General features: G+C 43.7%; 19 protein-coding genes, 6 tRNA genes and 1 pseudogene. 24 read left to right on the top strand and 2 right to left on the bottom strand.

Features of this window, described 5'->3' with window-relative positions:
* Nucleotides 1-147 precede the first annotated feature (147 nt).
* Nucleotides 148-2,175 (bottom strand): N-acetylglucosamine-specific PTS transporter subunit IIBC, encoded by a 2,028-nt coding sequence (gene nagE, locus HGO23_RS13625; RefSeq protein WP_209026996.1) that lies wholly within the window; start codon nucleotides 2,173-2,175, stop codon nucleotides 148-150.
* 333 nt (nucleotides 2,176-2,508) lie between these two features.
* Between nagE and nagB the strand changes: the two genes are divergently transcribed.
* From nagB to HGO23_RS13680, 11 genes and pseudogenes are all read left to right on the top strand, one after another.
* A complete protein-coding gene (gene nagB / locus HGO23_RS13630) occupies nucleotides 2,509-3,315 on the top strand; it encodes a glucosamine-6-phosphate deaminase (protein ID WP_099134481.1) in 807 nt (268 codons plus the stop codon).
* Between the two features lie 28 nt (nucleotides 3,316-3,343).
* Nucleotides 3,344-4,489, top strand: a pseudogene (gene nagA / locus HGO23_RS13635) (N-acetylglucosamine-6-phosphate deacetylase); the annotation flags it as partial.
* Between the two features lie 90 nt (nucleotides 4,490-4,579).
* Nucleotides 4,580-5,803, top strand: coding sequence for a DNA-binding transcriptional regulator NagC (gene nagC / locus HGO23_RS13640; RefSeq protein ID WP_099134479.1), 1,224 nt, complete (start codon nucleotides 4,580-4,582; stop codon nucleotides 5,801-5,803).
* Nucleotides 5,804-5,957: 154 nt separating this feature from the next.
* Nucleotides 5,958-6,034: transfer RNA gene (locus HGO23_RS13645), tRNA-Met, on the top strand.
* A gap of 5 nt (nucleotides 6,035-6,039) precedes the next feature.
* Nucleotides 6,040-6,124: transfer RNA gene (locus HGO23_RS13650), tRNA-Leu, on the top strand.
* A 75-nt stretch (nucleotides 6,125-6,199) separates the two neighbouring features.
* Nucleotides 6,200-6,274 (top strand) — tRNA-Gln (locus tag HGO23_RS13655).
* A gap of 85 nt (nucleotides 6,275-6,359) precedes the next feature.
* Nucleotides 6,360-6,434 (top strand) — tRNA-Gln (locus tag HGO23_RS13660).
* Nucleotides 6,435-6,474: 40 nt separating this feature from the next.
* Nucleotides 6,475-6,551, top strand: a tRNA-Met gene (locus HGO23_RS13665).
* Between the two features lie 13 nt (nucleotides 6,552-6,564).
* Nucleotides 6,565-6,639: transfer RNA gene (locus tag HGO23_RS13670), tRNA-Gln, on the top strand.
* A gap of 182 nt (nucleotides 6,640-6,821) precedes the next feature.
* Nucleotides 6,822-7,124, top strand: coding sequence for a type II toxin-antitoxin system HigB family toxin (locus tag HGO23_RS13675; RefSeq protein ID WP_099134612.1), 303 nt, complete (start codon nucleotides 6,822-6,824; stop codon nucleotides 7,122-7,124).
* A 3-nt stretch (nucleotides 7,125-7,127) separates the two neighbouring features.
* Nucleotides 7,128-7,502 carry a helix-turn-helix domain-containing protein gene (locus HGO23_RS13680; protein ID WP_099134478.1) on the top strand — a complete coding sequence of 125 codons (375 nt, stop codon included), beginning with the start codon at nucleotides 7,128-7,130 and terminating at the stop codon, nucleotides 7,500-7,502.
* A gap of 79 nt (nucleotides 7,503-7,581) precedes the next feature.
* Here HGO23_RS13680 and ubiF read toward each other — a convergent pair whose 3' ends face one another.
* Complete coding sequence (ubiF, locus tag HGO23_RS13685; RefSeq protein ID WP_209026998.1) at nucleotides 7,582-8,769, bottom strand: 3-demethoxyubiquinol 3-hydroxylase; 1,188 nt, start codon at nucleotides 8,767-8,769, stop codon at nucleotides 7,582-7,584.
* Nucleotides 8,770-8,982: 213 nt separating this feature from the next.
* On the opposite strand from ubiF, the gene miaB reads away from it, so the two are divergent.
* The 13 genes from miaB (at nucleotide 8,983) to nadD (ending at nucleotide 23,293) form a co-directional block, all read left to right on the top strand.
* Nucleotides 8,983-10,413, top strand: a complete 1,431-nt coding sequence (miaB, locus tag HGO23_RS13690; protein ID WP_099134477.1) for a tRNA (N6-isopentenyl adenosine(37)-C2)-methylthiotransferase MiaB — start codon at nucleotides 8,983-8,985, stop codon at nucleotides 10,411-10,413.
* Nucleotides 10,414-10,542: 129 nt separating this feature from the next.
* The gene (locus HGO23_RS13695; RefSeq protein WP_425330517.1) at nucleotides 10,543-11,520 is read left to right on the top strand and encodes a PhoH family protein; all 978 of its coding nucleotides are present in this window, start codon (nucleotides 10,543-10,545) and stop codon (nucleotides 11,518-11,520) included.
* The gene (gene ybeY / locus HGO23_RS13700; protein WP_209027000.1) at nucleotides 11,517-11,990 is read left to right on the top strand and encodes an rRNA maturation RNase YbeY; all 474 of its coding nucleotides are present in this window, start codon (nucleotides 11,517-11,519) and stop codon (nucleotides 11,988-11,990) included. Before HGO23_RS13695 ends, ybeY begins: the two co-directional genes overlap by 4 nt.
* A gap of 125 nt (nucleotides 11,991-12,115) precedes the next feature.
* Nucleotides 12,116-12,994 carry a CNNM family magnesium/cobalt transport protein CorC gene (gene corC / locus HGO23_RS13705; RefSeq protein WP_099134474.1) on the top strand — a complete coding sequence of 293 codons (879 nt, stop codon included), beginning with the start codon at nucleotides 12,116-12,118 and terminating at the stop codon, nucleotides 12,992-12,994.
* A 10-nt stretch (nucleotides 12,995-13,004) separates the two neighbouring features.
* On the top strand, nucleotides 13,005-14,534 hold the full coding sequence (lnt, locus tag HGO23_RS13710) for an apolipoprotein N-acyltransferase (RefSeq protein WP_209027001.1): 1,530 nt from the start codon (nucleotides 13,005-13,007) through the stop codon (nucleotides 14,532-14,534).
* Nucleotides 14,535-15,054: 520 nt separating this feature from the next.
* The gene (locus HGO23_RS13715) at nucleotides 15,055-15,942 is read left to right on the top strand and encodes a glutamate/aspartate ABC transporter substrate-binding protein (RefSeq protein WP_099134610.1); all 888 of its coding nucleotides are present in this window, start codon (nucleotides 15,055-15,057) and stop codon (nucleotides 15,940-15,942) included.
* Nucleotides 15,943-16,029: 87 nt separating this feature from the next.
* Nucleotides 16,030-16,770, top strand: a complete 741-nt coding sequence (locus tag HGO23_RS13720) for an amino acid ABC transporter permease (protein WP_209027002.1) — start codon at nucleotides 16,030-16,032, stop codon at nucleotides 16,768-16,770.
* A 2-nt stretch (nucleotides 16,771-16,772) separates the two neighbouring features.
* A complete protein-coding gene (gene gltK / locus HGO23_RS13725; protein ID WP_209027003.1) occupies nucleotides 16,773-17,450 on the top strand; it encodes a glutamate/aspartate ABC transporter permease GltK in 678 nt (225 codons plus the stop codon).
* Nucleotides 17,447-18,172, top strand: a complete 726-nt coding sequence (locus HGO23_RS13730; RefSeq protein WP_099134470.1) for an amino acid ABC transporter ATP-binding protein — start codon at nucleotides 17,447-17,449, stop codon at nucleotides 18,170-18,172. The genes gltK and HGO23_RS13730 overlap by 4 nt, the downstream gene beginning before the upstream one ends.
* A 194-nt stretch (nucleotides 18,173-18,366) precedes the next feature.
* Nucleotides 18,367-20,961 (top strand): leucine--tRNA ligase, encoded by a 2,595-nt coding sequence (leuS, locus tag HGO23_RS13735; RefSeq protein WP_099134469.1) that lies wholly within the window; start codon nucleotides 18,367-18,369, stop codon nucleotides 20,959-20,961.
* A gap of 67 nt (nucleotides 20,962-21,028) precedes the next feature.
* On the top strand, nucleotides 21,029-21,574 hold the full coding sequence (gene lptE / locus HGO23_RS13740) for an LPS assembly lipoprotein LptE (protein WP_209027004.1): 546 nt from the start codon (nucleotides 21,029-21,031) through the stop codon (nucleotides 21,572-21,574).
* Nucleotides 21,571-22,638 (top strand): DNA polymerase III subunit delta, encoded by a 1,068-nt coding sequence (holA, locus tag HGO23_RS13745; RefSeq protein ID WP_209027005.1) that lies wholly within the window; start codon nucleotides 21,571-21,573, stop codon nucleotides 22,636-22,638. The genes lptE and holA overlap by 4 nt, the downstream gene beginning before the upstream one ends.
* Nucleotides 22,622-23,293, top strand: coding sequence for a nicotinate-nucleotide adenylyltransferase (gene nadD, locus HGO23_RS13750; RefSeq protein ID WP_209027006.1), 672 nt, complete (start codon nucleotides 22,622-22,624; stop codon nucleotides 23,291-23,293). Before holA ends, nadD begins: the two co-directional genes overlap by 17 nt.
* The last annotated feature ends 15 nt before the right edge of the window (nucleotides 23,294-23,308 follow it).

A 23,308-nucleotide genomic window follows, 5' to 3' on the forward strand; every position in this document is an offset into this window, starting at 1 on the left:
AGCAAATGCGATGATTTTCCAGCACGACGATTAACTGATCCGCACAATAAATAATGTGCTCCTCACTCCAGCTAGCTGGGGTATTTTTATATAATTCGGTGATCGCCGAAACGATCACCGTTAACTTGGAAGGAGAAATGCATTAATCTATTTCATTACCTGAAATAAATTTGATTCTTTAGCAATAACATGACTTTCAGCCATGATACTGACACCTGCATAGTCATCAATATTGCTGATAACAATCGGACTTATCATTGATTTGGCATGAGCGTTTAGGTATTCAAGATCCAATTTCAATAATGGCTCCCCTACTTTTACTCTCACACCTTCTTCAACCAAACGCTCAAAACCCTCACCTTGTAAAGAAACGGTATCAATACCTATGTGGATAATCACTTCAACACCGTTATCTGCCTCAATACACAGTGCATGACTGGTATCGAACACTTTCACCACCGTACCTGAAATCGGTGAAAAAACAGTATTTGAGGTCGGTTTAATTGCAATTCCATCACCTACTAACTTGCTGGAAAATGCTTCATCTGGAACATCCTCTAATTTAACCAATTCACCTGTTACAGGAGCCATTAAGGTTAAAATAGCTTTGTCTTGTGGCTTACGATCTTTTTTTACCTGAGTGTCAGGCTTTGAATTCTGATGTTCCGTATCAGCCGCAATAGGGCCTTTGGTGATAACTTTCTTCATGGCATTAGCAACCAGTTCTGCACGGGTTCCAATAATAATCTGAACGCTCTCTTTATTCAGACGGATAATCCCGGAAGCACCAAGTCGCTTGACCGCCTGTTCATTAATCAAACCTGAGTCTCTTACGGATAAGCGTAAACGGGTAATACAGGAGTCAATGCCCGTTAAATTGCCTGAACCCCCTACTGCTGCGATGTATTTATACGCTTCTTCCTGAATATTATCTGAGCCAATAGTTTTTGCAGCCATATCGATATCATAACCATCCGTTTGTCCTGTGGAAGACAATTCACGCCCTAGCGTCAATAGGTTGAATTTTTTGATCGTGAAACGAAATACGACATAGTAGAGACAAAAGAAAACTAAGCCTTGTAGGATAAGCATGTACCAGTGAACGGCTAACGGATTGCGTGAAGAGAGCAAAAGGTCAATAAAGCCAGCACTGAAACCAAAACCGGCAATCCAGTGCATAGTCGCCGCAATATAGACTGAAATCCCCGTCATAATAGCATGCAGGACATAAAGTACAGGTGCAACAAACATGAAAGAGAATTCAAGCGGCTCCGTCACACCAGTAAAGAATGCGGTAAATGCGCCTGCCATCATAATACCACCAACCATGGCTCTGTTTTCAGGCCGGGCACAATGGTAAATCGCTAATGCCGCTCCCGGTAAACCAAACATCATGATGGGAAAGAAACCTGCCTGGTAACGCCCGGTAATGCCCGGAATAGCTGTTCCTTCAGCAATAGATTTTGCTCCTGCCAGGAAATTAGGGGTGTCATTGATGCCTGCAACATCAAACCAGAAGACTGAATTCAAAGCATGATGCAAACCTATCGGTATTAACAGGCGATTAAAGAAAGCATAAAGCCCTGCCCCGGTTGAACCAAAGTTGGTAATACTTTCGCCGAATGCCACCAGCCAGCTATAAATCACAGGCCAGACAAACATCAGGATAAAGGAGAGCAGGATCATCAAGAATGAATTCAATATAGGCACTAAACGACGGCCACTGAAAAATGACAACGCCTGAGGCAATTCAACACTACTGTAGCGGTTATAGAGTTCGGCTGAAATGACTCCCACTAAGATGCCAATAAACTGGTTATTGATCTTACTAAATGCTGCTGGTACTTCAGCAACGGGAATACCTTTAATCATGGCGATTACTGCGGGAGAACATAGTTTGAGGACAACCATAAATCCGACTAATCCCGTCAGTGCGGCAGCACCATCCTTATCTTTTGACATACCATAGGCAATACCAACCGCAAATAATATTGCCATATTTTCGAGAATGGCATTCCCTGATGAAATAAACAATGCTGCCAGAGGATTGTCAGTACCCCAACCAGTTGGGTCTATCCAATACCCTACTCCGACCAATATTGCCGCTGCGGGCAATATCGCCACAGGCACCATCAATGCCCGGCCAATCCGTTGTAAGTAACTTAGAATATTCACTCACGCCCCCTTAAAGCTCCATTAATGGAGTCTTTTATTTAATGAATGATGTAATGACATCACTTATGTATTTATTGTTAAAACATTTTTAGTCTAAAAAAAATATTTTTCATCACAAATTAAATCCTTCTTATATGTGATAAAAATCACCACAATTGATATTTTTTTAATCAAAATATGGCCTTAATCAAAAACTTATTTTATTATAAAAAATAACATTACAACTTTCGACAAGTAGAACCATCACAAAGAATCGATATGATAGACGGCTTTCCTCGACAGCTGTTTGTATAGTTCCATTTTTAATCATGAATAATTTTTAAAGAGGTCATCATGAGGCTGATCCCCCTAACAAATACAAGTGATGTAGGTCGATGGTCTGCGTACTACATTGTTAGTAAAATCAATGAATTCAATCCAACAGCAGAGCGTCCTTTTGTACTCGGCTTGCCCACTGGCAGCACACCATTGACAACCTATAAAGAACTCATCGCGCTATATCAGGCAGGAAAAGTCAGTTTTAAGCATGTCGTCACTTTCAATATGGATGAGTATGTCGGTATTCCTACAAATCACCCCCAGAGTTACCACACTTTCATGCATCAGAACCTCTTTAATCACATTGATATCCCAAAAGAAAACATTAACTTACTCAATGGCAATGCGGAAAATGTTGATGCTGAGTGCTTACGTTATGAAAATAAGATCAAGTCGTATGGAAAAATCCATCTATTTATGGGCGGTGTAGGTAATGACGGTCATATTGCCTTTAACGAACCTGCATCCTCCCTCTCTTCACGTACCCGGATTAAGACATTAACGCTAGAAACGCGAACAGCTAACTCTCGTTTTTTCGATAATAATGTGGACTTAGTTCCCCAATATGCTTTAACCATTGGTGTAGGTACATTAATGGATGCCGAGGAGATCATGATTTTAGCGACCGGGGCCCAAAAAGCATTGGCCCTGCAAGCTGCAATTGAAGGCAACGTTAATCATATGTGGACAGTAAGCTGTCTACAGATACACCCAAAAGCAATCATCGTCTGTGATGAACCTGCAACGATGGAGTTGAGAGTAAAAACAGTGAAATATTTTCACCAGCTAGAGGCGGAAATTCTTAATGAGTTCGCCAGTTAGTATTTATTCAGGCGCTTAGGAGACCAGAATGTACGCTTTAACTAACTGTATTATCTACACTGGGCACGAAAGACTGGACGGACATGCTGTCATCATTGCAGATGGTTTGATTAAGCAAGTCTGTCCAGAAAACGAATTACCGGAAAATATTGAAAAACACGATTTACACGGTGCAAATCTCTCTCCCGGATTCATTGACCTGCAAGTCAATGGCTGCGGAGGTGTCCAATATAATGAACGGCTGGAATATATTACGGAAGAGACGCTGTGTACTATGCAGGAAACTAATCAGCGTCATGGTTGTACCAATTTTTTACCTACACTTATCACCAGCCCTGATGAACTGATGATTAAGGCCATCGAAGTGATGCGTATCTACTTGGCCAATCATCCTAATCAGGCACTTGGGCTACATCTGGAAGGGCCTTACATTAATCCGGTAAAAAAAGGGACTCACAATCCAGCCTACATACGCAGGCCGACACCTGAAATGATCAATTATCTGTGTATTAATGCTGATGTGATCACCAAGATTACTCTCGCTCCTGAGATGATCGAAGCTCAGTATATTCGCCAATTAACTGAAGCGGGTATTATTGTTTCTGCTGGTCACTCCAATGCAACTTATGAAGAAGCCCGGAAAGGGTTCCACAATGGCATTACTTTTTCTACTCACTTATATAATGCCATGCCTGCCATTTCCGGTCGTCAACCCGGGTTAATCAGCGCTATTTACGATACTTCTGAAGTCTATGCCGGCATTATTTGTGATGGCATGCATGTATCATGGCCAAATATCCGTAGCGCCAAGAGATTGAAAAATGAGAAATTAGTTCTTGTGACAGATGCCATCGTTCCTGCCGGTCTTGATTCAGCGACAAATACTCTGGAGCAATTCACCTTTGCCAATAAAACAATATATTATCGTGACGGATTATGTGTTGATGAACATGGCACACTAAGCGGCTCCTCAGTCACAATGATAGAGAGTATCAAGAATAGTGTTGAACATGTTGGTATCGCTTTGGGTGAAACATTGCGGATGGCAACTCTTTATCCAGCCAAAGCCATCGGTGTTGATAAACTCCTCGGTACGATTGAAGTCGGCAAAGTCGCAAACCTGACCGCATTCACACATAATTTCAAAATCTGCAAAACCATAGTTAACGGAAACATAGCCCACGAAAACGTGGTTAACGAAAAAACAGCGAATGAAAACATCGCTAATAGAAATGAAATTGAACTATCGTGAGTATAGGGCCTGATGAGTAACCATAATGCACAAAAGCAAATCGGTAATATTGATCTGGTTAAACAGCTCAATAGTGCGGTGGTCTATCGTTTGATAGACCAACATGGCCCAATATCCCGTATTCAAATTGCAGAAGAAAGCCAGCTTGCTCCTGCCAGTGTCACCAAAATTACACGTCAGTTATTAGAACGTGGCCTGATAAAAGAAATCGACCAACAAGCCTCTACTGGCGGGCGCAGGGCTATTTCTATCGTTACAGAAACCAGCCGCTTTCATACTATTGGCATACGGCTCGGACGCCATGATGCGACAATCGCATTATTTGATATGAGTGCCAAACAATTAGCCGAAGAACACTACCCCGTACAAGAGAGGACACAACAGGAAGTCGAAAAACGGATTATCTCCGCCATTGAGAATTTCATTGCCAAAAATCAGCGGCGGATCCGTGAACTGATCGCAATCTCAATCATTCTTCCCGGCTTGGTGGATCCCGATAACGGCATCATTCGCTACATGCCACATATAAAAGTAAACAATTGGCCATTGGTGCAAAACCTACGGAAACATTTCAATATCTCCTGCTTTACCGGGCATGACATTCGCAGCCTTGCGTTGGCAGAACACTATTTCGGGGCCACCCGCAATTGTGAAGACTCACTTCTGGTACGTGTTCACCGTGGTACAGGAGCGGGAGTTATCGTCAATAATAATATCTTGCTCAACAAACGCGGCAATCTGGGAGAAATAGGACACATCCAAATCGAGCCACTGGGTGAACGTTGTCATTGCGGTAATTTTGGCTGTCTGGAAACTATTGCATCTAACTCAGCAATAGAGGCTAAAGTACAGCATCAATTACGGCAGGGATTTCCAAGCCAATTAACCTTGAATAGCTGCACTATTCATGACATATGCTTCGCAGCTAATCAGGGAGATCTTCTGGCCGTTGAAGTTATCAGACAGGTAGGACACAATCTTGGTAAAGCTATTGCCATCGCCATTAACTTCTTTAATCCCCAGAAGATAGTTGTTGCTGGCGATATTACGGAAGCTGAGCAGGTGCTACTTACTGCTATCCAACGCTGCATTAACACACAGTCGTTAAAAGCCTTCCGTGAAGATCTCCCCGTTGTTGTTTCCGAACTAAATCATTGTTCTGCAATTGGTGCATTTGCCTTAACAAAGCGCGCAATGCTCAATGGTGTACTGTTACAACATCTTCTTGGAGGATAACTTCACCAATCCCGTTGGTTTTATCATCAACATGATTACAAGCCAAACAAACAAGCGATATTATGCATATTTTTTAAAAAAAGCAGTTGACGCATTTGTCTGATATACGCATAATGCGCCCCGCACCGCCGATGAAGGCAAAGCGAAAAAAGATGGCTACGTAGCTCAGCTGGTTAGAGCACAGCACTCATAATGCTGGGGTCACAGGTTCGATTCCCGTCGTAGCCACCATCTTTGCGGGAGTGGCGAAATTGGTAGACGCACCAGATTTAGGTTCTGGCGCCGCAAGGTGTGCGAGTTCAAGTCTCGCCTCCCGCACCATTTTCTTCGTCGGTTGTACTTAAATCGAGTTGAACTAGCGTTATTTTGGGTTTAAGTTTTAGTATTGTTTTCAGATGGGGTATCGCCAAGCGGTAAGGCACCAGGTTTTGATCCTGGCATGCCCTGGTTCGAATCCAGGTACCCCAGCCATATTATTGAAAACAACAATAACTAAGGCATAAATCACCAAAAATACCAAACTGGTATCAACAAGATTTTAATAAGAATAATCAGGTGGGGTATCGCCAAGCGGTAAGGCACCAGGTTTTGATCCTGGCATGCCCTGGTTCGAATCCAGGTACCCCAGCCATATTCCTGAATATTTTCTAAAATTTACAGTTAATGTAAATGGCTACGTAGCTCAGCTGGTTAGAGCACAGCACTCATAATGCTGGGGTCACAGGTTCGATTCCCGTCGTAGCCACCATTTAAAATTCAGTTGGGGTATCGCCAAGCGGTAAGGCACCGGATTCTGATTCCGGCATTCCCAGGTTCGAATCCTGGTACCCCAGCCAAGTTTTTAAAAATGTTAACTAAATTGACAACCACCGATAGGTGGTTTTTTTGTTTTTCTGCTGCTAAATTTCCCCTATATCTTCATCAAACAGCACTTAATACACGTTATTAAAATATGGCAGGTCATAGATTAAACAATAACCACTTGTTTTAGTCCCATTTCGGGACTGCCATGAAGGTTATGAAAATAATATCCGTTGCATCACTGAAAGCACTTTGGGAAAAACACCCAGATGCTGAACAACCACTAAAGGCTTGGTTTGATGAGGCCAAAAAAGCCTCTTGGAAGACGCCAGCTGATATTAAAGCTCAATACCGCAATGCGAGCATCCTGAAAAATAATCGCGTGTTATTTAACATTAAGGGGAACGATTACCGTCTGATAGTTTCCATCTTTTACCCCGCAGGTTGGGTGTATGTTAAATTTATCGGTACGCATAAACAGTACGATACCGTAGATGCCAACAGCGTAGATCTGGAGTGAACAATGAATATTAAACCCATCAGAACAGAGCAGGATTATCAGGGCGCACTAAAAGCGATAGCACTACTATTTGATAACCAACCTGAAATGGGCACACCTGAATTCGATTACATGGAAGTCATGGTGTTATTGATTGAATCCTATGAAAAAGAACATTATCCAATCGACTCACCAGACCCCATTGAAGCCATTAAATTCAGAATGGAGCAATCCGGTTTGACAGTGAAAGATTTAGAACCAGCAATTGGTAAATCTAACCGTGTTTATGAAGTTCTCAATAGAAAGCGTAACCTGACATTACCCATGATCCGAAATTTACACGGCATGTTTGGAATACCTGCCGATGTTTTGATAAAACCAACAAATAAAACCCCGTAAAGGGAATCCACATTTGGGCTAACGGAGCATTTGCAAAAAAATGCTCCTACCCTCAAAAATATTCGATAAAAAACAACAATCACACGCCCAACGCATATTTCAGCGCCAGTTTTTTCATCACATCTGAACGTTGTGCTGCCATCAATGCCAGATTGCGCATGGTTTTTAATCCCGGCAAATCATGGCTGAATGCCGTGTGAAAGAGATCCATTCCCGCCTGCATAACCAAATTATCCGGCATCCTGCGACGTTGATAGCGCTTCAATACTGCCAAAGAGTCCCACTCTTCATGTAACTCTTTAGCATTGATTAATACCTTAAGCAGAGTATCAACATCCCGATAGCCCAAATTAACCCCCTGCCCCGCCAATGGGTTGATAGTATGAGCAGCATCCCCCAGTAAAACCAAACCTTCGCGTACATAATCGCTGGCATGATGGCGAGTCAGAGGAAACGACCCTGCGGCAACCGGCGTTACTTTGCCTAAACGAGCTGGAAATGCCCGAAAAATTTCCGGCTCAAGTTGTGTCATTGACATCGCCTGTAACTGGCGAATACGAGCGGGAGAGTCATACCACACTAATGAAGCCCATTGTTCAAACAATGGCAAAAAGGCTCTAGGGCCGGAAGGAAAAAATTGCTGCCATGTTATATCTTGCTGAGGCTGTTCAGTTTTGACTGTAATCAGCATACACGACTGGCGATATTGCCATCCCCTGCTGCCAATACCAGCCAATTGCCGAACCTGCGAGCGGGCACCATCAGCACCAACAATTAAACGTGTGTTTAATTCCGGGCCATTAGCCAATTCAACCCGCCAGGTTTTATGATCATGTTGCCGATGTATCGATTTCAATGCAGCTGGACAAAAGAGCGTGAGGTTGGGATACCGTTCAAATTCCTGCCACAATGCCAGTTGCAAAATATGGTTTTCTACCATGAACCCCAATTCCGGCAAACCAAGACTTTCTGCATCGAAAATCACGTTGGAGTCATTCTGTTCCCACGTTTCCAGAGTCCGATAGGGTGCACTACGCATCTGTAAAACATTTTTCCATGCCCCCAACTGTTTCAATAAATCCACAGAAGCACAGCTAATCGCTGAGACACGAACATCCGGTTCATGATCTGCATTGTAAGGTTGTGGTGGCTGGTGTTCCAATAATGCAACACGCCAGCCTTCTTGTGCCAGCCCCAATGCCGTTGCTGCACCAATCATACCTGCACCAACGACAACAATATCGAATTTTTGTTGTGGATTATTCATATTCATCACATTATTAACCTCTTGATTAAAAGTGTACCGGAATTTTCCCTTTCCGGCTGTGAATATCCGGTGTTACAGTCTGGTCACTGGTGTCTCAAATGACTACAATAGCCAGCAACATTATGCTAAATACACTGTATTCAATACGCTGGTTCATATACTACGCTTTTCAGTGTTGATGCATTATTTCACTGAAAACACCGGATGCACAAAATGTCGACGATAAAAAAACTGTATATCAAAACTTGGGGCTGTCAGATGAACGAATATGATTCATCCAAGATGGCCGACCTGCTGGAAACCACTCACGGTTATCAGTTAACCGATATCGCCGAAGAAGCAGATATCTTACTCCTGAACACATGTTCAATTCGTGAAAAAGCACAAGAAAAAGTCTTTCACCAACTCGGACGCTGGAAAGGGCTGAAAGACAAAAACTCTGAAGTCATCATTGGTGTCGGTGGTTGCGTCGCTTCTCAGGAAGGAGATTACATCCGCCAGCGTGCACCCAGTGTTGATATTATCTTCGGACCACAAACTCTGCACCGTCTGCCGGAAATGATTAATCATGTAAAAGGCACCCGCAGCCCTGTTGTTGATATCAGTTTCCCCGAAATAGAGAAGTTCGACCATCTGCCAGAACCACGAGCTGAAGGCCCGACTGCATTCGTTTCTATCATGGAAGGCTGTAATAAATACTGCACATTCTGCGTTGTTCCTTACACCCGTGGGGAAGAAGTCAGCCGTCCTTGCGATGATATCCTATTTGAAATTGCCCAACTTGCTGCCCAAGGCGTGCGCGAAGTTAACTTGCTCGGTCAAAATGTTAACGCTTACCGTGGAGCAACATTTGACGGGGATATCTGCACATTTGCGGAATTACTGCGTCTGGTTGCAGCTATTGATGGTATCGACCGTATACGCTTCACCACCAGCCATCCAATCGAATTTACTGACGATATTATCGCTGTTTACGAAGATACACCAGAGTTGGTCAGCTTCCTGCATTTGCCCGTCCAGAGCGGCTCTGATCGTATTTTGACCCTGATGAAACGCGCTCACACCGCGCTGGAATACAAAGGCATTATTCGTCGCCTGCGTAAAGCGCGCTCTGATATTCTCATCAGTTCTGACTTTATCATCGGTTTCCCAGGCGAAACACAAGACGACTTTGAAAAAACGATGAAATTGATTGCTGATGTTAATTTCGACATGAGTTTCAGCTTCATTTATTCAGCACGTCCGGGAACGCCTGCGGCTGATTTGCCAGACGATGTGAGTGAAGAAGAGAAGAAACAGCGCCTGTATCTGCTCCAGCAGCGCATTAACCAACAAGCCATGAGCTATAGCCGCGCCATGCTTGGCAGCACACAACGCATTCTGGTTGAAGGCCCATCCCGCAAAAATATCATGGAGCTTTCTGGCCGTACTGAAAACAACCGTGTGGTTAACTTCGAAGGTACGCCTGATATGATTGGTACATTTGTTGATGTCGAAATTGTTGACGTTTATGCCAACTCTCTGCGTGGTAAGGTGATCCGTACCGAAGATGAAATGGATTTACGTGTCCATGAATCTCCTGAGTCAGTGATTGCCCGTACCCGTAAGGAAGACGAAATCGGCGTTGGCATTTATCAGCCCTAAAAAATAGGTCAACTTTAACAAATTGGCAAGCCTTGACAGGCCCTAATATAGAGATAATCAGTGACACAAATAAACCCACAAGTAGCAACACAAGAGATTTTTCTGGAACCCGCAGACAATCAGCGATTAATGAGCCTGTGTGGCCCACTTGATGACAATCTGAAACAACTTGAACGTCGCCTGGGAGTAGAGATCAACCGCCGCGACAATCGTTTCAAATTGGTGGGAAAACCACTGTGTGTCAGTGCAGTAACAAGCATATTGCGCCACCTTTATGTCGAAACCGCACCTGTACGTGGCGTGATACCGGATCTTGAGCCTGAACAGATCCATTTGGCAATCACAGAAAGTCGCGTACTGGAACAGTCAGCAGAAAGCATGCCTGCCTACGGCAAAGCCTTGAATATCAAAACCAAACGGGGTGTTGTAAAACCCCGTACTCCTAATCAGGTGCAGTACATTGCCAATATCCTTGACCATGATATTACATTTGGGATCGGGCCAGCAGGAACAGGTAAAACCTATCTGGCCGTTGCCGCAGCAGTTGATGCACTGGAGCGGCAAGAAATTCGCCGGATACTTCTTACCCGCCCTGCGGTTGAAGCTGGAGAAAAACTGGGATTTTTGCCGGGTGATCTAAGCCAGAAAGTCGATCCTTACTTACGTCCACTTTACGATGCTTTGTTTGAGATGCTAGGTTTTGAAAAAGTTGAGAAGCTGATCGAAAGAAATGTTATTGAAGTCGCTCCATTGGCCTATATGCGTGGACGAACACTCAATGATGCTTTTATTATTCTTGATGAAAGCCAGAATACCACCATTGAACAGATGAAGATGTTCCTGACTCGTATTGGCTTTAACTCTAAAGCGGTGATTACTGGTGACGTAACCCAGATCGACCTGCCAAGAGGCCAGAAATCGGGTCTGAGCCATGCGATGGAAGTCTTGTCGGAAGTTGACGAGCTGAGCTTTAATTTCCTCCATAGCGAAGATGTGGTTCGCCACCCTGTGGTGGCCAAAGTCGTTATCGCCTATGAAGCATGGGAAGCTACAGAGCAAAAACGTAAACAGGCGCTTAACGAAAAGCGCAGACAGGAAGCGCAATGAGTTCAGTTATATTAGATTTACAAATCGCGTGTGAAAACTCAATAGGACTTCCTGAGGAAGTCCTATTCCAACGCTGGTTGGACGGTGTTTTGCCACAATTTCAAGCTGAAAGTGAAGTGACAATCCGCTTGGTTGATGAAGCAGAAAGCCACGAATTAAACCTCACTTATCGTGGGAAAGACAAACCAACCAATGTGTTATCCTTCCCATTTGAAGCTCCACCCGAAGTGGAACTGCCCTTACTCGGCGATTTGATTATATGCCGCCAGGTTGTTGAGAAAGAAGCGAAAGAACAACAAAAAACTGTTGAAGAACACTGGGCACACATGGTGGTTCACGGCTGTCTTCATCTACTTGGATATGACCATATCGAAGATGAAGAAGCGGAAGAAATGGAATCTCTGGAAACAGAAATCCTGAAAAAAATGGGTTATCCTGATCCTTATCTCGCGGAAAAGAATAACCCCTAAGAACATTTTTATGTTAAACATTACGAATCGTACCCTATAGATCTCAGGATGTAGCCAACAAAGCTACAACTTGAAAGACGACAGGTATTCAACTTTAATTAATGAGGAATTTTAATTAAAACGCCATGAGCGACGACCATCCTTCTAGTAACGATAACCCTAGTCCTAAGAAAGGCTTTTTTGCACTTCTTAATCAGATTTTTCACGGTGAGCCGAAAAACCGTAACGATTTGGTTGAACTGATCCGTGATTCTGAACAGAATGACCTGATCGACCCTGATACCCGAGAAATGCTTGAAGGGGTGATGGATATTGCTGACCAACGCGTGCGTGACATTATGATCCCGCGCTCACAAATCGTTACCTTAAAACGCAATCAATCTCTGGACGAATGTCTGGATGTAATTATCGATTCAGCCCACTCTCGCTTCCCTGTGATCAGTGAAGATAAAGATCACATTGAAGGCATCTTGATGGCAAAAGATCTTCTGCCATTTATGCGTACGAATACAGAGCCTTTCAGCATTGATAAAGTGCTGCGTCAGGCTGTCGTGGTGCCGGAAAGTAAGCGGGTTGACCGACTGCTGAAAGAATTCCGTTCTCAACGCTATCACATGGCAATTGTTATCGATGAATTCGGCGGTGTTTCCGGCCTTGTCACGATTGAGGATATACTTGAACTGATTGTGGGGGAAATTGAGGACGAATACGATGATGATGAAGATAACGATATTCGTGCCTTGAGTCGCCATACTTATTCAGTGCGGGCATTAACTCAAATCGAAGACTTTAACGATGTTTTCAGTACTAATTTCAGCGATGAAGAAGTTGATACCATTGGCGGGTTGATTATGCAAGCATTTGGACATCTGCCTTCCCGTGGAGAATCCATCAACATCAATGGCTATCACTTCAAAGTAGCAATGGCAGATAGCCGGAAAATCATCCAGGTTCATGTCAAAATACCGGATAATGCTGAAGTTCCTGGCCTTGATAGAGATTAATAGGATCTGGATGAACAAAGCCTCATTAATGAGTTGCCAGCGGCTACGCGCTTTGCTGGCACTTTTCTTCGGAGCCAGTGGAACACTGGCTTTTTCACCTTTTGACTTCTGGCCCGCAGCCCTTGTTTCTCTCTGTAGTCTGCAAATCCTGACACTTAACCGGACTACCCGACAAGCGCTCTTTATTAGCTTCTGCTGGGGCTTTGGCTTGTTTGGTAGTGGTATAAACTGGGTTTATGTCAGTATCGCAAATTTCGGAGGCATGCCAACTGCCGTTAATATCTTTTTGGTGATCCTGCTTTCCGCTTATCTCGCTCTTTATCCCGCCCTGTTTGCTGGGCTGCTTAACCGCTTTTTCCCGACCTCAAATGGGATGAGGTTAATCATCGCCAGCCCTGCATTATGGCAATGCACTGAATTTTTGCGTGGTTGGGTATTAACGGGTTTTCCGTGGCTACAATTTGGCTATAGCCAGATTGATGGCCCATTGAAAGCAGTTGCCCCGATTTTTGGAGTAGAAGGTATCACCTTCCTGCTAATGATGAGCAGTGGTTTGTTAGTTTTTGCGGCCGTTCATAAAAAACGCTCATCTGCCATCGCCGCCATTATCTTGTTACTGCTGCCGTGGCCAATGAGACATTATCAGTGGTATACCCTGATGCCAGAAAAATCAACCGAAGTAGCGTTGGTACAAGGCAATATTCCTCAGGAAATAAAATGGGATCCCTCTGTATTGGGAAAAACTCTGGATATTTATCTGGATAATAGCCGGCCTTTTATCGGCAAAATCCCTATTATTATCTGGCCAGAAGCGGCTATACCTGATTATGAATATAATCAGAATAATTTTCTGAGCAAACTGGACATTCTGCTCAGGCAACATAACACTAACCTGATTACAGGTATTCCCGATGCGCGCCCTACACTGGATGGATACAAGTTCTATAACAGTATTATTGTGTTAGGAGAAAAAACTCCTTACCAATATCCGGCGATTAGCCGCTATGACAAACATCACCTTGTTCCATTTGGTGAATTTGTTCCTCTGGCATCATTACTGCGTCCATTGGCTCCCTTCTTTAACCTGCCAATGTCCTCTTTCAGCCAGGGAAATTATATACAACCTCAGCTTTCTGTTGCGGGACATGAAATTACCGCCGCAATCTGCTATGAAATTATTTTGGGCGAGCAAGTCCGTGATAACTTCAAACCCAGTACAGAGTTTCTGCTGACTGTTTCCAATGATGCCTGGTTTGGACGTTCTATTGGGCCGTGGCAACATTTCCAAATGGCGCGTATGCGTTCCCTTGAACTGGGCCGTCCTCTGTTAAGAGGGACAAATAACGGAATTACAGCGGTAATCAAACCAGATGGTTCAATACAAGCCGAAATTCCACAATTTACTCGCCAAGTATTGGACGCTAAAGTCACACCAGCCAGTGGTATTACACCTTATTTCCGATTCGGTAATTGGCCGATTTGGGGAATAACCGTGTTGTTTATTTTATTCGGATTGATAAGCAATCGTCGCCAAATCTAGCTAATCATTTAACGATATTTCAGAAAATATCCGATATAAGTCCAGAGGTTTAATTTATTCCCTGGGCTTATATTTTTTCACTCTCCCCCTCCCTTGATAACCCCAATAAATATTACCCATCATAATTAATATTAAATCAGGAATGTTTTAATAAAAGATAAAATCAAATTAAATAATAACTAAATAAAATATTTAATCCTAAAAAGTACAAACTGTGAGCAAGATTAAAAATTATTCACCTCAAAATCACACTTAAACAAAATTGTCTATTTTTAGTGCGAAGTGGCTCGCGAAATGAAAACATATGGTTTAAAAAAGTAACATTATGAATTATTTTTTTACAACATATACACAAAATAATTCAGAAAATCATTTCTAAAAAAACCGCTTCTATAAAAAACAGAAGCACCAATATGTGCAAGCAAACCCAATTTTGCGCAAAGCAGTTTTAGAAAACCCGTTGTACAAAACAACCTGTACTAAACAAATTGCGCAAAACAACCAGATGAAGGAGCTGTATATGCGTAAATTGATGTTAACCATGATGTTGCTTAGCGCAGTAGGGGCTGCCCATGCTGAGGAATTGACTGGAACACTAAAAAAAATCAAAGACAGCGGTGTTGTTGTTGTCGGGCACAGAGAATCTTCTGTTCCATTTGCTTATTATGATGGTAAACAGAATGTTGTCGGTTACGCCCAGGACCATTCCAATTTAATCGTGGAAGCGATTAAGAAAAAAATTAATGCGCCCAACCTACAAGTTAAGCTGATCCCTGTCACTTCTCAAAATCGTATTCCATTGCTGCAAAATGGTACTTTTGATTTTGAGTGTGGTTCAACCACTAATACCCCTGAGCGCCAAAAACAAGCTGCGTTCTCCAATACCATCTTTATCGTCAACACACGCTTGCTGACTAATAAGGATTCAGGGATCAAAGGATTTGACGATCTGACTGGAAAAAATGTCGTTGTAAGCGCAGGTACAACTTCTGAAATGTTGCTGAATAAACTCAATGACGAAAAGAAAATGAAAATGCGCATTATCAGTGCAAAAGATCATGGCGATTCATTCCGCACGCTGGAATCAGGCCGCGCTGTTGCCTTCATGGTCGATGACGCACTACTGGCAGGCGAACGTGCAAAAGCGAAAAAACCTGATCAGTGGGTTATCGTCGGTGAACCACAATCCAAAGAAGCTTACGGTTGTCTGATGCGCAAGGGTGATCCTCAATTCAAAAAGTTGCTGAATGACACTGTTGCAGAAATACAAACTTCTGGCCGGGCAGAAAAAATGTTTGATCGCTGGTTTAAAGAGCCAATTCCACCTAAAAATTTGAATCTGAACTTTACTCTGCCAGATGAGATGAAAGTTTTGTTTAAATCACCAAATGATAAATCGCTAAATTAATAAACCGAAGATCCCGATTTTATTGGCACGACGGGTATGAGGTAGTCGTTCCCTACCTCATTTTTTTATGCTTCAGGGAGCATGTATATGTCAGTTGATTGGAACTGGGGCATCTTTCTGCAAGAAGCCCCTTTTGGTAATACCACCTATCTTGGGTGGATCATTTCTGGGTTGCAGGTGACAATTGCTCTTTCTATCTGCGCCTGGACTATTGCATTTATTGTCGGTTCGTTTTTCGGCATTCTTCGTACTGTTCCGAATAAGTATCTGGCAGGATTAGGAACCTGTTACGTTGAACTGTTTCGTAACATTCCTCTTATCGTCCAGTTTTTTGTATGGTATTTGGTTGTACCAGAATTCCTGCCTAAAGACCTGAGTAATTGGTTCAAAATGGATTTGGATCCCAATATCCAATTTTTCCTTTCTTCGGTAATCTGTCTGGGGCTATTCACTGCGGCCCGTGTATGCGAGCAGGTTCGTGCAGCCATTCAATCGCTACCACGAGGACAAAAAGCCGCAGGGCTGGCAATGGGTCTGACCCTGCCACAAACCTACCGTTATGTCCTGCTACCTAATGCCTATCGTGTCATTACACCGCCAATGACCTCAGAAATGCTTAACCTGGTGAAAAATTCCGCAATTGCATCAACTATCGGTTTGGTAGACATGGCCGCCCAGGCCGGAAAATTACTGGACTATTCTGCGCATGCGTATGAAACATTTACAGCAATCACATTGGCATATGTTGGTATCAATCTCGTGATCATGCTTGCAATGAGTATGCTTGAGAAAAAAGTACGGTTGCCGGGCAATATGGGAGGACGATAGAAATGTATCAATTTGACTGGAGTTCCATTATTCCCAGCCTGCCCCTGTTGTTGGACGGGTTAATCATCACTGCTGAAATTACCATAATCGCCATTATCATTGGTATTGCCTGGGGAACTACTCTGGCAGTTATGCGACTTTCTTCCATTAAGGTATTGAGCTGGTTTGCCACTTTATATGTCAACCTGTTCCGCTCTGTACCTCTGGTAATGGTATTGTTATGGTTTTATTTAATTGTGCCTAGCTTAGTCCAAAATGTTCTAGGCATATCACCAAAAACTGATATCCGTTTAATCTCTGCAATGGTAGCGTTCTCGCTCTTTGAAGCAGCCTATTATTCCGAAATTATTCGGGCAGGTATTCAGAGTATTTCTCGTGGTCAGTCATCTGCGTCACTAGCATTGGGAATGACTCATATGCAAAGCATGCGTCTGGTCATTCTGCCACAAGCATTCCGTGCAATGATCCCATTACTGTTAACGCAAGGCATTGTATTATTTCAGGATACCTCTCTGGTATACGTATTGAGTCTGGCAGATTTTTTCCGTACAGCAGCCAATATCGGTGAGCGTGACGGCACACAGATTGAAATGGTTCTATTTGCCGGTTTTGTTTATTTTGTGATTAGTTTTTCCGCTTCCATGCTGGTTAACTATTTGAAGAAAAGGACTATTTTATGATCTCCCTGAAAAATGTATCCAAGTGGTATGGCCAATTTCAGGTTCTGAATGACTGCTCAACTGAAGTCACAAAAGGCGAAGTAGTGGTAGTCTGTGGACCTTCTGGTTCCGGTAAATCCACGCTGATAAAAACAGTTAATGGCCTTGAAGCTGTCCAGCAAGGTGAAATTTGGGTAAACGGAACGAAACTAAATGATAAAGGCACAAATCTGGCTCAACTACGTTCCAAAGTTGGCATGGTGTTTCAACATTTTGAACTGTTTCCCCATCTATCGATCATTGACAATCTGACACTGGCTCAAGTCAAAGTCTTAAAGCGTGATAAACAAACTGCGACTGAAAAAGGCTTAAAACTATTAGAGCGTGTTGGATTGGCAAATCACGCCAATAAATTTCCTGCCCAACTTTCCGGTGGGCAACAACAGCGGGTCGCCATTGCCCGTGCGCTTTGCATGGATCCCATCGCCATGTTGTTTGACGAACCAACTTCCGCCCTTGATCCAGAAATGATCAATGAAGTCCTGGATGTTATGGTTGAGCTGGCTAACGAAGGGATGACCATGATGGTTGTCACCCATGAAATGGGATTTGCCAAAAAAGTTGCCCATCGCGTTATCTTTATGGATGAAGGCACTATTGTCGAAGACAGCAAGAAAGAAGAGTTCTTCGTCAACCCTAAATCAGAACGTGCCCGCGATTTTCTGGCGAAGATCCTGCACTAATTTACCGCTGTCGGCGGATAACACTTTACCGCCGACTTTAAACCTCGACTAAATTCAGTAATTTTCCGTGTTCTTCCTATAACAAGTGTTGTTGCCCCAATTCCTATCCGCTATGCTATGTCATCCTAAATTTCATAAACAAACACGCTCGCTAAAAGCGTAGCTTTATTACTCACCATAGGATTATCGGTGCCATGCAAGAACAATATCGTCCAGAAGACATAGAGCAACAAGTCCAGCTTCATTGGCAAGAGAAGCAAACTTTTAAAGTGACCGAAGACAGCAGCAAAGAAAAATACTATTGCCTGTCTATGCTACCTTATCCTTCTGGCCGACTACATATGGGCCATGTTCGTAATTACACTATTGGTGATGTGATCTCCCGTTACCAGCGTATGCTTGGCAAAAATGTACTACAACCTATCGGTTGGGATGCATTCGGCCTGCCAGCAGAAGGCGCTGCGGTCAAAAACAAAACTGCTCCGGCTCCGTGGACTTACTCCAACATTGAATACATGAAAGGCCAGCTAAAAATGCTGGGATTCAGTTATGATTGGGATCGTGAAGTCACAACCTGTACACCAGAATACTATCGCTGGGAACAGTGGTTCTTTACTAAGTTGTATGAAAAAGGACTGGTTTACAAAAAAACCTCTGCTGTTAACTGGTGTCCACATGACCTGACAGTTCTGGCAAATGAACAAGTTATTGATGGCTGTTGCTGGCGTTGTGACAGCCAGGTAGAACGCAAAGAAATCCCACAGTGGTTTATTAAAATCACCGATTATGCGGAAGAACTGCTAAATGATCTGGATAAACTAGAAGACTGGCCTGAACAGGTTAAGGTCATGCAACGTAACTGGATCGGTCGCTCTGAAGGTGTCGAAATCACCTTTGATGTCGCTGATAGCCAAGAAAAACTGACCGTTTATACTACCCGCCCAGATACCTTTATGGGAGCGACCTATGTTGCTGTAGCCGCAGGTCATCCTCTGGCAAAACAAGCTGTGGAAAATAATCCTGAGCTGGCTGAATTCATCAGTGAATGCCGTAATACCAAAGTTGCCGAAGCAGACATGGCAACTATGGAGAAAAAAGGCATGTCAACCGGCATGTTCGTTATCCACCCATTAACCAATGAACGAATCGCTATCTGGGTTGCTAACTTCGTACTGATGGAATACGGCACAGGTGCTGTTATGGCAGTTCCAGCCCATGACCAACGTGACTGGGAGTTTGCCACTAAATACAACCTGCCTATGAGAGCGGTTATTCTGGATAACGATGGTAACGTACCAACGGTTCAGGAAGCTGCCGTCACCGATAAAAATGCTCTGGTTAATTCCGGTGAGTTCAGTGGCCTGAGCCACGAAGAGGGCTTCAATGCCATCGCAGATAAACTGGTTGAGATGGGAGTTGGCAAACGCAAAGTTAACTATCGTCTGCGTGACTGGGGCGTTTCCCGTCAGCGTTACTGGGGAGCACCAATTCCAATGGCAACATTGGAAGATAGTACTGTTGTACCTGTTCCTGAAGATCAACTGCCAGTGATCCTGCCGGAAAATGTTGTGATGGATGGCATTACCAGCCCAATCAAAGCTAATCCTGAGTGGGCAAAAACCACTATCAACGGTCAATCGGCTCTGCGTGAAACCGATACCTTCGACACCTTTATGGAATCATCATGGTATTACGCACGCTATACCTGCCCGGATTATGACAAAGGTATGCTTGATCCTGCTGCCGCTAACTATTGGCTGCCAGTGGATCAATATATCGGCGGTATTGAACACGCTATCATGCACCTGATGTATTTCCGTTTCTTCCACAAATTGATGCGAGACGCAGGCTTAGTTAACTCTGATGAACCGGCAAAACGTTTGTTGTGTCAAGGTATGGTTCTGGCTGATGCTTTCTATTACATCGGCAGCAACGGTGAAAAAGCTTGGGTGTCACCGGCCGATGCAATTGTTGAACATGATGAAAAAGGCCGCATCATAAAAGCAACGGATCAGGCTGGTCATGAGTTGATCTATACTGGCATGAGTAAAATGTCAAAATCCAAAAATAACGGTATCGATCCACAACTTATGGTTGATAAATATGGCGCAGATACCGTTCGCTTGTTTATGATGTTCGCTGCACCACCAGAGCTAACTTTGGAATGGCAGGAATCTGGTGTGGAAGGGGCTAACCGTTTCCTGAAACGTGTATGGCGTCTGGTCCATGAGCACGTTAATAAAAACGCAGACAAAGGCGAACTTCAACTGTTAGATATTGCTAACTTGACAGCAGAGCAGAAAGATTTGCGTCGTGATCTACACAAAACGATTGCTAAAGTTACTGATGATATCGGTCGTCGCCAGGCATTCAATACCGCAGTTGCCGCTATCATGGAACTGATGAACAAAATGACTCGCGCACCACAGGAAACAGAGCAGGATCGTGCTCTGATGCAAGAAGCGCTGACAGCAATTGTGCGTATGCTTTCACCTATCACTCCACATGCCTGTTTCGTTATGTGGAAAGCGCTCGGTAATGAAAGTGACATTGATGTTGCTGAATGGCCGCAGGCTGATGAACAGGCGATGATTGATGATACTAAACTGGTCATCATCCAGATTAACGGTAAAGTCCGTGGCCGCGTTACTGTACCGGCAGATGCCACAAAAGAGTACGTTCAGGAAATGGCAACCCAAGAATACAGCGTAACGAAATATCTTGAAGGCGTTAGTATTCGTAAGGTCATCTATGTTCCGGGCAAATTGCTAAATCTGGTCGTTAGCTGATATTAACTGATAATGGGAGGCCATTCTTGTGATAAAAAGTGTGGCAATAAATCTGATAGGAAAAAATATGCGGCATCGTATTTTCACGTTGTTGCTGGGGTTAGCGGTGCTGGTCACCGCTGGCTGCGGTTTTCACCTTCGTGGCACAACACAAGTACCAAAAGAACTTCAAACGTTACAGTTGAATTCAAGTGATCCATACGGGCCACTGGCACGGGCAGTACGCCAGCAACTACGTCTGAATGACGTCAAAATTGTTGAACAGGCCAGTGCCTCTGTTCCGATCCTGAAACTGTTAAGTTCAAGTGAAAACAAAGAAACTGTTTCAGTATTTCAGGATGGTAAAGCAGCAGAACGCCAGCTAGTACTCAATGTTGATGCACAAGTTCTAATGCCAAATGGCAATATCTATCCATTGCGGGCAAAGGTTGATCGCGCTTTCTTCGATAACCCGTTGGAAGCTCTGGCAAAAGATGCAGAAAATGAACTGGTTCAGCAAGAAATGCGTGAACAAGCTGCCCACCAGCTTATACGCCAACTGCTGACGGTTCAGAGTACAGAACAGTTAAAATCTGCTAAAAAACAGCAAGCAGCAACTGCACAAAAACAATGATCAGACTCTATCCTGAACAACTTCTTTCGCAGCTCAATGAAGGGCTGCGAAGCAGCTACCTGTTATGGGGCAACGAACCGTTGCTGCTACAGGAAAGTCAGGACAACATTCGTAGAGTGGCTGAACAGCACGGCTTTATAGAGCATTTCTCGTTCTCGTTGGATAATCACACTGAGTGGGATGAAATCTTCAGCCTCTGTCAGTCACTCAGCCTTTTTGCCAGCCGTCAGTCAATTACTTTGTTATTACCTGAGAATGGCCCCAATACGGCAATGGCCGAACGTCTAACCAAACTTTCCGAACTATTACATGAAGATATTCTGCTGATACTACGTGGACACAAATTGACCAAAGCGCAAGAAAACAGCACATGGTTCAAAGTAATTGGAAAAAATGGTGTCTATGTCAGTTGCCTCAATCCGGAACAAAATCGTCTTCCCCAATGGGTGGCACAACGCGCTAAAAGTATGGAATTGTCACTGGAAGATGAAGCGAACCAATTATTGTGTTATTGCTACGAAGGCAACCTACTGGCACTGTCTCAAGCGTTAGAACGCCTTTCATTACTCTACCCCGATAATCGGCTAACTCTTCATCGAGTCGAAGACGCAGTCAATGATGCAGCACATTTTGCTCCTTATCATTGGGTTGATGCTCTGCTGGCAGGCAAGCTTACGCGGGCATGGCATATCCTGAAACAGTTGCGACAAGAAGATACCGAAGCAATTATTTTACTCCGCACGATACAGCGGGAACTTATGCTACTGTTGACACTTAAGCGCCAGGAAAAAACGACACCTTTGAAAACACTGTTTGATCAACATAAAGTGTGGCAAAACCGCCGGACACTTCTGACAATGGCATTACAGCGGCTGTCACTGAAAGATTTACACTCGGCTATACGTTTATTAACCCAGATGGAACTGCGTATCAAACAGGATTATGGCCAATCGATTTGGGCTGACCTGGAAACACTTTCTATGCTGTTACTATACGGAAACACCCTCGGAAAAACGCACGGAAAAATATTACCAGAGAGCTTTTTGAATGCTTCGTACCACTAATTCATCCTTAAATTCACCGATTATCCATGCTTTATTTGGTGGCACGTTTGATCCCATCCATTATGGTCATTTGCGCCCGGTAGAAGCACTAGCAAAACAAGTGGGTCTTAAACAGGTTATTTTGTTACCTAATCATGTTCCGCCGCATCGTCCTCAACCCGAAGCTTCTCCTCAACAACGGTTGGCAATGGTGCATCTGGCGGTACAAGACAACCCGCTTTTCACGGTTGATACCCGGGAGTTGCAACGTCAGACACCTTCTTACACCATCGAAACATTGAAATCATTCCGCGAGGAAGTTGGGGAACAATGTCCGCTGGCATTCATCATAGGGCAAGACTCTCTGCAATCTATCCATACATGGCATTGCTGGGCAGAGTTATTGGATATCTGTCATCTACTGGTCTGCTCCCGTCCGGGATATGCAAGACAACTGGCAACCCCGGAAATGCAGAAGTGGCTTGAGCAACACCAAATTGATACTCCGGCCTCATTAAGCCAGAAATCACATGGCTATATTTATCTGGCTAAAACTCCATTATTAGACATTTCAGCAACGGATATTCGTCAGCGTCATCAACAAGGATTAAGCTGTGATGATTTACTGCCTCCATCAATACAAAATTATATTGATTCACAGAATTTATATAGCTGATAGTCAAATCATTAT

The organism is Xenorhabdus budapestensis (assembly GCF_017743015.1).
In the GTDB taxonomy this organism is placed as follows: domain Bacteria; phylum Pseudomonadota; class Gammaproteobacteria; order Enterobacterales; family Enterobacteriaceae; genus Xenorhabdus; species Xenorhabdus budapestensis.

Bases quoted from the DNA above. Each gene is read 5' to 3' on its own strand.
- HGO23_RS13715 (WP_099134610.1), top strand. From the start codon at position 15,055: ATGCGTAAATTGATGTTAACCATGATGTTGCTTAGCGCAGTAGGGGCT.
- HGO23_RS13720 (WP_209027002.1), top strand. From the start codon at position 16,030: ATGTCAGTTGATTGGAACTGGGGCATCTTTCTGCAAGAAGCCCCTTTT.
- nagC (WP_099134479.1), top strand. From the start codon at position 4,580: ATGAGTAACCATAATGCACAAAAGCAAATCGGTAATATTGATCTGGTT.
- HGO23_RS13680 (WP_099134478.1), top strand. From the start codon at position 7,128: ATGAATATTAAACCCATCAGAACAGAGCAGGATTATCAGGGCGCACTA.
- nadD (WP_209027006.1), top strand. From the start codon at position 22,622: ATGCTTCGTACCACTAATTCATCCTTAAATTCACCGATTATCCATGCT.
- ubiF (WP_209026998.1), bottom strand. From the start codon at position 8,769: ATGAATAATCCACAACAAAAATTCGATATTGTTGTCGTTGGTGCAGGT.
- HGO23_RS13695 (WP_425330517.1), top strand. From the start codon at position 10,543: ATGAGCCTGTGTGGCCCACTTGATGACAATCTGAAACAACTTGAACGT.
- holA (WP_209027005.1), top strand. From the start codon at position 21,571: ATGATCAGACTCTATCCTGAACAACTTCTTTCGCAGCTCAATGAAGGG.
- leuS (WP_099134469.1), top strand. From the start codon at position 18,367: ATGCAAGAACAATATCGTCCAGAAGACATAGAGCAACAAGTCCAGCTT.
- lptE (WP_209027004.1), top strand. From the start codon at position 21,029: ATGCGGCATCGTATTTTCACGTTGTTGCTGGGGTTAGCGGTGCTGGTC.
- HGO23_RS13730 (WP_099134470.1), top strand. From the start codon at position 17,447: ATGATCTCCCTGAAAAATGTATCCAAGTGGTATGGCCAATTTCAGGTT.
- nagB (WP_099134481.1), top strand. From the start codon at position 2,509: ATGAGGCTGATCCCCCTAACAAATACAAGTGATGTAGGTCGATGGTCT.
- lnt (WP_209027001.1), top strand. From the start codon at position 13,005: ATGAACAAAGCCTCATTAATGAGTTGCCAGCGGCTACGCGCTTTGCTG.
- HGO23_RS13675 (WP_099134612.1), top strand. From the start codon at position 6,822: ATGAAAATAATATCCGTTGCATCACTGAAAGCACTTTGGGAAAAACAC.
- ybeY (WP_209027000.1), top strand. From the start codon at position 11,517: ATGAGTTCAGTTATATTAGATTTACAAATCGCGTGTGAAAACTCAATA.
- miaB (WP_099134477.1), top strand. From the start codon at position 8,983: ATGTCGACGATAAAAAAACTGTATATCAAAACTTGGGGCTGTCAGATG.
- corC (WP_099134474.1), top strand. From the start codon at position 12,116: ATGAGCGACGACCATCCTTCTAGTAACGATAACCCTAGTCCTAAGAAA.
- gltK (WP_209027003.1), top strand. From the start codon at position 16,773: ATGTATCAATTTGACTGGAGTTCCATTATTCCCAGCCTGCCCCTGTTG.